The sequence below is a fragment of the Aeromonas sp. QDB68 genome, assembly GCF_027707405.1.
Taxonomy (GTDB): Bacteria; Pseudomonadota; Gammaproteobacteria; order Enterobacterales; family Aeromonadaceae; genus Aeromonas; species Aeromonas caviae.
In genome coordinates, this window is the sequence record NZ_JAPCIQ010000129.1 from 1 (window position 1) to 7,648 (window position 7,648).

The window sequence follows — 7,648 nt, forward strand, 5'->3', positions numbered from 1 at the left end:
GTAAAGGGGTCGTTGGAGCGGGCGTAGTCATTGAGCGCCATGGCGCCGCGGTCAGTCGTGAAGTCGTAGGCGCGCAGCCAGGGGTCGTCTCAGAAAACGGAAAATAAAGCACGCTAAGCCGGTTGCAGCGGCCGTAGCGGCCTGAACTTGCCCGCGCCGATCTTGGCGCTGCTGCGCCAGAGGTAATCGCCGGTCAGGTTGATGTGCTCCCAGCCGAGCGGCGACAGGTACTGCAACAGGCCGTCATCGACGGCTTGACCGTGGCCACGCAAGGCGTTCGCGGCCCGCTCCAGATAGACCGTGTTCCATAGCACGATGGCCGCCGTCACCAGGTTGAGGCCGCTGGCCCGGTAGCGCTGCTGCTCGAAGCTGCGGTCGCGGATTTCCCCCAGGCGGTTGAAGAACACGGCGCGGGCCAGCGCGTTGCGCGCCTCGCCTTTGTTCAGCCCGGCATGCACGCGGCGGCGCAGCTCGACGCTTTGCAGCCAGTCCAGGATGAACAGTGTGCGCTCGATGCGTCCCAGCTCACGCAGGGCGACGGCCAGGCCGTTCTGGCGCGGGTAGCTGCCAAGCTTCCTGAGCATCAGCGAGGCCGTCGCCGTGCCCTGCTTGATCGAGGTGGCCATCCGCAGGATTTCATCCCAATGGGCGCGGACGTGCTTGATGTTGAGCGTGCCGCCGATCATCGGTTTCAACGCCTCGTAGGTGGCATCGCCCTTCGGGATGTAGAGCTTGGTGTCGCCCAGGTCACGAATGCGCGGGGCGAAGCGGAAGCCCAGCAGGTGCATCAACGCGAAGACGTGGTCCGTGAACCCTGCCGTGTCGGTGTAGTGCTCCTCGATCCGCAGGTCGGATTCGTGATACAGCAGGCCGTCGAGCACGTAGGTCGAGTCGCGCACGCCGACGTTCACGACCTTGGTGTGGAACGGCGCGTACTGGTCGGAGATATGGGTGTAGAACGTCCGCCCTGGGCTGCTGCCGTATTTCGGATTGATGTGGCCGGTGCTCTCGGCCTTGCTGCCGGTGCGGAAGTTCTGGCCGTCCGACGATGACGTGGTGCCGTCGCCCCAATGCTCGGCGAAGGGATGTCGGAACTGCGCGTTGACCAGCTCGGCCAGTGCCGCCCCGTAGGTTTCGTCGCGGATGTGCCAGGCTTGCAGCCAGGCCAGCTTGGCGTAGGTCGTGCCGGGGCACGATTCCGCCATCTTGGTCAGGCCCAGGTTGATCGCGTCGGCGAGGATCGTGGTCAGCAACAGGTTTTTGTCCTTGGCCAGGTCGCCTGACTTCAGGTGGGCGAAGTGCCGGGTGAAGCCCGTCCATTCGTCTACCTCCAGCAGCAATTCGGTGATCTTGACGTGCGGTAGGATCATCGCCGTCTGGTCGATCAGGGCCTGTGCGGTATCGGGCACCGCCGCATCGAGCGGCGTGATCTTCAGGCCCGACTCCGTGATGATGGCGTCCGGCAGCTCGTTGGCCAGCGCCATGCGGTTGACGGTGGCGAGCTGCGTTTCCAGCAGCGTCAGCCGGTCATGCAGGTACTGGTCGCAATCGGTGGCCACGGCCAGCGGCAATTCGCTGGCCTGCTTGAGGCTGGCGAATTTCGCGGGCGGCACCAGGTAGTCCTCGAAGTCCTTGAACTGGCGCGAGCCTTGCACCCAGATGTCGCCGGAGCGCAGCGCGTTCTTCAGCTCCGACAGCGCGCACAGTTCGTAGTAGCGCCGGTCGATGCCGGTGTCGGTCATCACCAGCTTCTGCCAGCGCGGCTTGATGAACTCGGTCGGCGCGTCGGTGGGCACCTTGCGGGCGTTGTCGCTGTTCATGCTGCGCAGCACCTCGATGGCGTCGAGTACGTCCTTGGCGGCGGGCGCGGCCCGCAACTTGAGCACGTCGAGAAATTCCGGCGCGTAGCGGCGCAGCGTGGCGTAGCTCTCGCCGATGCGGTGCAGGAAATCGAAGTCCTCGGGTTGCGCGAGCCGCTGCGCTTCGGTGACGCTCTCGGCGAAAGCATCCCAGGACATGACGGCCTCGATGGCGGCGAACGGATCGCGGCCCGCTTGCTTGGCCTCGATCAGCGCCTGGCCGATGCGCCCGAACAGCCGCACCTTGGCATTGATCGCCTTGCCGGATGCCTGGAACTGCTGCTGATGCTTGTTCTTGGCGGCATTGAACAGCTTGCCCAGGATGCGGTCATGCAGGTCGATGATTTCGTCGGTGACGGTGGCCATGCCCTCGATGGCGAGCGCCACCAGGGTCGCGTAACGCCGCTGCGGCTCGAACTTCGCCAGGTCGGCGGGCGTCATCTGGCCGCCCTCGCGGGCGATCTTGAGCAGCCGGTTCTGGTGAACCAGCCGCTCGATGCCGGAGGGCAGGTCGAGCGCCTGCCACGCCTTGAGGCGTTCGATGTGTTCCAGCATGTGCCGCGAGTTCGGTTTGACCGGGGATTGCCGCAGCCAGGCCAGCCACGTCGTCTTGCCGTTGTCGCGGCGCTTGAGCAGATCGTCGAGGCGACGGCGATGCACGTCCGTCAGCGGCTCAGCCAAGGCGTCGTAGAGACGCCGGTTGGCGCGGGTAATCGCTTCGGCGCTCGCCCGCTCGACGGCGTTGAGGGCGGGCACAATGACCGACTGCCGCCGCAGGTGCTCGATCAAGGCTCTGGCCAGCACGATGCCCTTGTCGGTTTGCATGGCCAGCTCGGTCAGCAACTGGACAGCCTGCCGGTAGTGGCCAATCGTGAACGGCTGGAAGCCGAACACCGTTTGCAGCTCGACCAGGTGCTCGCGTCGGGTCTGCTCACGCTGCCCGTACTCGTCCCAGCTTTCGATGCCGACCTTGAGCTGGTTGGCGACCAGTCTCAGCAATGGCGGGAACGGTGGCTCATCAGCGCCAAGGATGACGCCGGGAAAGCGCAGGTAGCAGAGCTGCACCGCGAAGCCCAGCCGATTGGCCGGGCCGCGCCGCTGCCGGATGATGGAGAGGTCGCTTTCGCTGAACGTGTAGTGACGGATCAACTCATCCTTGGTGTCCGGCAACGCCAGCAGGCTTTCGCGCTCGGCGGCGGAGAGGATCGAACGGCGGGGCATGCGGTTTCCTTCTTCTTGAAAACGTAGGTTTGTGACAAGCCCGCCAAGGCAACCGGCGCGTGTCATTTTCAGAAGACGACTGCACCAGACAACGCGGTTTGAAGGCTGTTGTGCAGTCGTCTATTGAACGAACAGTATCAGGAGTCCGCTGCACGAATGATGACCTCAAGCCGGTTCTGGTCGCGCTGGCGACCGATCAGCCCCTGGATGTGCGATACCGCGACCACGATCTTTCCGGCGATTGGGCGGGCTACCGCGAATGCCACATCAAGCCCGACCTGCTGCTGATCTACCGCAAGTCCGACGCCGACACCCTGCGACTGGCGCGGCTTGGCTCCCATAGCGAGCTGTTCGGCTGATGCCAGTCGCCTTGTCCGCCAAACGATCATTAGGCGGCCAAACCGGACGCCTGTCCGAAAACATCTTGCGCAACGGGATGACGGACAATAAGATAGGCGGACGGTATAACGGACAAATGGGCGGAAATGGCACTCATCGGCTATGCGCGGGTATCGACGGCGGAACAGGACACCGCCTTGCAGACGGATGCGCTGCGCAATGCAGGCTGCGAACGGGTTTTCGAGGACACGGCATCCGGGGCCAAGGCAGACCGGCCCGGCTTGGCCGATGCGCTGGCTTATCTGCGCGATGGCGATGTGCTGGTCGTCTGGCGGCTGGATCGGCTTGGCCGCTCCCTGCCGCACCTGATTGAGACGGTCGGCAAGCTGGAAGCACGGGGCGTCGGCTTCCGCTCGTTGACTGAAAACATCGACACCACCACGCCGGGCGGACGGCTCATCTTCCATGTGTTCGGTGCGCTGGGCCAGTTCGAGCGCGACCTGATCCGCGAGCGCACCAAGGCCGGGTTGACCGCTGCCGCCGCACGCGGGCGCAAAGGCGGACGCAAGCCGGTTGTCACTGCCGACAAGTTGCAACGAGCGCGGGAGCTTGTCGCCAACGGCTTGAATGTCCGCGAGGCCGCCGCACGCCTCAAGGTAGGAAAAACCGCTCTCTACGCTGCCTTGCAGGCGGCCAGTTCTGGCAGTGCAGCCGACTCCTGATATTTCGTGCAGTCGCCTTCTGAAAACGACAGCGCGGCACGGGAATCAAGGCATTGCGATTCTCGAAAATAGTTCTTGAAATTCTATTCTTGATTGCATATCATCTCAACGAGTTTCGATAAGAAAGGATGCGCATGCGACCGTCTGTTGTGCTTGACATGAAGCGAAGCGCAGTGCGTGAAGCGGTAGGCCGCTTTCGCGCCGCGAACCCGCGCGTCTTCGGCTCGGTGCTGCATGGCACCGACCGGGATGGCAGCGACCTCGACCTGTTGGTCGATGCGCTGCCCGGTGCCACGTTGTTGGACTTGGGCGATTTGGAAGAAGAACTGAAATCGCTGCTCGGCGTTGACGTCGATCTGCTGACTCCCGGCGACCTGCCGCCGAAGTTCCGGGCCAAGGTGCTCGCGGAGGCGCAACCGATATGAGCGAGAACCGCCTGCCCGATTACCTCGACCACATTCAGCAGGCCGCAACCGATGCGCGCAGCTTCGTGGAAGGGATGGCCAAGGACGACTTCTTGGCCGACAAGCGCACCCAGCAGGCCGTCATCATGAGCCTGATCGTCATCGGCGAGGCGGCCACAAAGGTGATGGATGGCTACGTCGAGTTCACCCAGGCGCATGCCGACGTGCCGTGGCGCAGCATGCGCAATATGCGTAATCGCATGGCTCACGGCTATTTCGACATCAACCTCGATGTGGTGTGGGAGACGGTACAGGAATGGCTGCCGGCGTTGCTCCAGCAATTGCCCGCCGTGCGTCAGGATGCCGACGATGAAGACCGTAACGACAAAGGCATGGAGCCATGACCAATCAAGCCGCCGATGTTCGGCCCCTCTGGCGTGTTCGATCCCGCGACCTATGAGCCGCGCTCGGGCAAGACCTTCTGGATGGCCGCAACGGACGTGAGTTCGCTGGTGGGCAAGGAGGCAGCAGCCGACACGCTCATCGGCAACTGCACGACCGCACGACCAGCCTCCCGTTCAAATTCGAGTTAGAACTCATATCCAGCCTGTCTGGGGGCACTGTGAAAGAGGGATCTCCGATGACTGTTGAATCGAGAATATTTTCTGTAGCCGAGTATGTTCAGCCGTCCGAAGGCGAGCCTATTCGTTCCGTTGTGCTTGAAACCCGAGACTCAATTATCGTGGTTTGGCATGTCCATCCCGGGCAGGAAATTGCGGCTCACATTCATCCTCACGGCCAAGACACGTGGACTGTTTTGTCGGGAATGGCTGATTACTTTCAGGGCAATGGGATTGTTCGTGCCCTCAGGGAAGGTGAGATAGCCGTGGCAAGACCGGGCCAAGTGCACGGGGCGCGAAATACAGGTACCGAGCCATTTGTGTTCGTCTCGGTTGTGGCATCAGCCAATGCCGGTTTCGTATTGGCTGAGCGATAGAGCCCAATCTCTGGAGTTGGTCCAATGAGCGGTCGGGGAGATAGGTAACAGACATGCAGCGGACACGGCTGCTAAACCAGGTCGCAAACCTCCTTGCGTCGCAGCGTGCCGCAAGCGACGCGATCAATCGAATGGGGTCGGCATGAGACTGAACACCATCCAGTTCCCGACCGCGTAGCCGCCTGTCCTGCCGATCAGGTCTTGACCATCGACGCCTGGGATCAGTCCTGAATGTTCTTGGAGACCACTACGTTATGAGCCGCAGCCGCCGCAAAACACCCATCGTCGGGCACACGACCTGCGGCAGCGAGCGCGAGGACAAGAAGCTCTGGCATCAGCGCTGGCGCACCCGTGAGCGCACGGCGCTGACCAGCGCGTCGCCCGAAGCCCTGAGCGCCCATCTGCCCCTGCTGGAAAACCAGGCCAGCAGCGTCTGGTCGATGGGCAAGGATGGCCGCTCCTACTGGCCCGTCAAGCGCCAGGCCGCCACGGCGGATCGCATCGCCAATCACAAGGGACGCAACCCGCAAGAACGCGCCTCCCTGAAAAAGCGCCTGCTGCGCAAGTGGATGAGCAAATGAAGCTCTCCTTCCATCAGCACATTGCGCTGTTCTGGATGATCGGTGCTCCGGGCGTCTTCGCGCCCGTGATCGAGAACGCCAAGCGGCCCGATGCCGGCGCCGTCATGGCGTGGGGTGTCGCGATCGTGGCGGTGATGATCCTCTTCACCCCTTTGCTGCTGCGCTGTCCACCATTCCGGCGCTGGTATGGCCGGACGGATGCGCTGTCGGAGCGGCAGCGCCAGGCGCTTGCCGAGCGCGGCCTGCGCCGCTACTACCAGACCGCTTTCGATGACGGCTACGTGCCCCGCGTGATGCCCTACGTGTGGCGCATCATCTGGACGGTCGGCGGGTTGATGGCTGTGACCGCCGTACTGCCTACCAACACCGGACGGCCAGCCTTCGATGCCTTGGTGGTCTTCTCGACCTGGTATCCGATAGGCGTGATGCTGCTGGTTTTCGCGTCGAGGCCCCTTGGCCGGTTGATTCGCCAAAGAGCACAGGAGCGGCGGAAATGAGCACGTCAACCATCGAGGCGCTGGCCAGCGCCTGGGCAAGGATTGCCGAGGAAGCGGAATTCCCCGCTGACTACGAGGGGACTGCCACACCACAAGCGCATCGGGCTAGCGAAGCTATTCAGGAGCAGATTCGGGAGCGCATCGTCGCCACCAACGACATGCGGCTGTTCAGCCTGCTGCACCTGCTGGGTCAGGCGTCGCTGCGCATGGAGCAAGCGCTGTGGCCGGAGGATTACGAGCGGATGACGCGCGAGGTTGAGGAAGCCCTGCGGCAAGCCACCGACGCCAACGCCAGATCGTACACCCACGAAGAAGTGATGCAGGCGATGCAGGAACGCATCGACCGGGCGCGAGACAAGCCATGTTGATTGGCTATGCGCGCGTCTCGACGCAGGATCAGAACCTGGAGCTGCAACGCGAAGCCTTGAGCAAGGCCGGATGTAAAAAGGTCTTCGAGGACAAGGTGAGTGGCACGCGGGCAGACCGGCCTGGCTTGGCCAAGACGCTCGAAATGCTGCGCGAAGGCGATACTTTGGTCGTCTGGAAGCTCGACCGGCTGGGCCGGTCGGTCAAGCAACTGGTCGATCTGGTCGGCGATCTGCACAAGCACGGTGTCCAGTTCAGGAGCCTCACCGACTCCATCGACACCGGCACACCATCCGGGCGGTTCTTCTTCCACGTCATGGCGAGCCTTGCCGAAATGGAGCGCGAGCTGACCGTCGAGCGCACCCGCGCCGGGCTGGAAGTCGCCAAGCAGCTCGGCCGCAAAGGCGGCCGCAAGCCGAAGATGACCGACAGCAAGATCGAGTCGGCCAAGAAGCTGCTGGCCAGCGGGGTGCCGCCCAAGGACGTGGCCAAGAACCTCGGCGTGTCCATTCCGACGCTGTACCGCTGGGTGCCAGCCTCCACGCACGCTTAGCGTGCTTTATTTTCCGTTTTCTGAGACGACCCCAGTTGGTGGACTTGCCCGAAGGCCTGGGCCGGCACATCCACCAGAACCGCCTGCTCAAGCTGGCCCGCGAGGGTGG

The 7,648-nt window shown here is 63.2% G+C and carries 10 protein-coding genes; 9 read left to right on the plus strand and 1 reads right to left on the minus strand.

Going from position 1 to position 7,648, the window contains the following annotated elements; genetic code table 11:
- Nucleotides 1-113: 113 nt before the first annotated feature.
- A complete protein-coding gene (locus tag PG892_RS20505; protein WP_003100881.1) occupies nucleotides 114-3,080 on the minus strand; it encodes a Tn3-like element ISPa38 family transposase in 2,967 nt (988 codons plus the stop codon).
- Between the two features lie 59 nt (nucleotides 3,081-3,139).
- Between PG892_RS20505 and PG892_RS20510 the strand changes: the two genes are divergently transcribed.
- From PG892_RS20510 to PG892_RS20550, 9 genes are all read left to right on the plus strand, one after another.
- The gene (locus tag PG892_RS20510; protein WP_196240184.1) at nucleotides 3,140-3,439 is read left to right on the plus strand and encodes a type II toxin-antitoxin system YafQ family toxin; all 300 of its coding nucleotides are present in this window, start codon (nucleotides 3,140-3,142) and stop codon (nucleotides 3,437-3,439) included.
- Between the two features lie 126 nt (nucleotides 3,440-3,565).
- Nucleotides 3,566-4,141, plus strand: a complete 576-nt coding sequence (locus PG892_RS20515) for a recombinase family protein (protein WP_001173919.1) — start codon at nucleotides 3,566-3,568, stop codon at nucleotides 4,139-4,141.
- Between the two features lie 158 nt (nucleotides 4,142-4,299).
- Nucleotides 4,300-4,566 (plus strand): nucleotidyltransferase family protein, encoded by a 267-nt coding sequence (locus PG892_RS20520; RefSeq protein WP_016487057.1) that lies wholly within the window; start codon nucleotides 4,300-4,302, stop codon nucleotides 4,564-4,566.
- Nucleotides 4,563-4,949 (plus strand): HepT-like ribonuclease domain-containing protein, encoded by a 387-nt coding sequence (locus PG892_RS20525; RefSeq protein WP_003100872.1) that lies wholly within the window; start codon nucleotides 4,563-4,565, stop codon nucleotides 4,947-4,949. Before PG892_RS20520 ends, PG892_RS20525 begins: the two co-directional genes overlap by 4 nt.
- A 236-nt stretch (nucleotides 4,950-5,185) precedes the next feature.
- Nucleotides 5,186-5,542: a cupin domain-containing protein gene (locus PG892_RS20530; protein WP_003465043.1), complete on the plus strand. Its 357-nt coding sequence runs from the start codon at nucleotides 5,186-5,188 to the stop codon at nucleotides 5,540-5,542.
- A gap of 254 nt (nucleotides 5,543-5,796) precedes the next feature.
- Entirely contained in the window at nucleotides 5,797-6,123 is a 327-nt protein-coding gene (locus PG892_RS20535) for a hypothetical protein (RefSeq protein WP_003100858.1), read from the plus strand.
- Complete coding sequence (locus tag PG892_RS20540) at nucleotides 6,120-6,620, plus strand: hypothetical protein (RefSeq protein ID WP_003100856.1); 501 nt, start codon at nucleotides 6,120-6,122, stop codon at nucleotides 6,618-6,620. The genes PG892_RS20535 and PG892_RS20540 overlap by 4 nt, the downstream gene beginning before the upstream one ends.
- On the plus strand, nucleotides 6,617-6,988 hold the full coding sequence (locus PG892_RS20545) for a hypothetical protein (RefSeq protein WP_003100853.1): 372 nt from the start codon (nucleotides 6,617-6,619) through the stop codon (nucleotides 6,986-6,988). The genes PG892_RS20540 and PG892_RS20545 overlap by 4 nt, the downstream gene beginning before the upstream one ends.
- Nucleotides 6,982-7,539, plus strand: coding sequence for a recombinase family protein (locus PG892_RS20550; RefSeq protein ID WP_003100847.1), 558 nt, complete (start codon nucleotides 6,982-6,984; stop codon nucleotides 7,537-7,539). Before PG892_RS20545 ends, PG892_RS20550 begins: the two co-directional genes overlap by 7 nt.
- The last annotated feature ends 109 nt before the right edge of the window (nucleotides 7,540-7,648 follow it).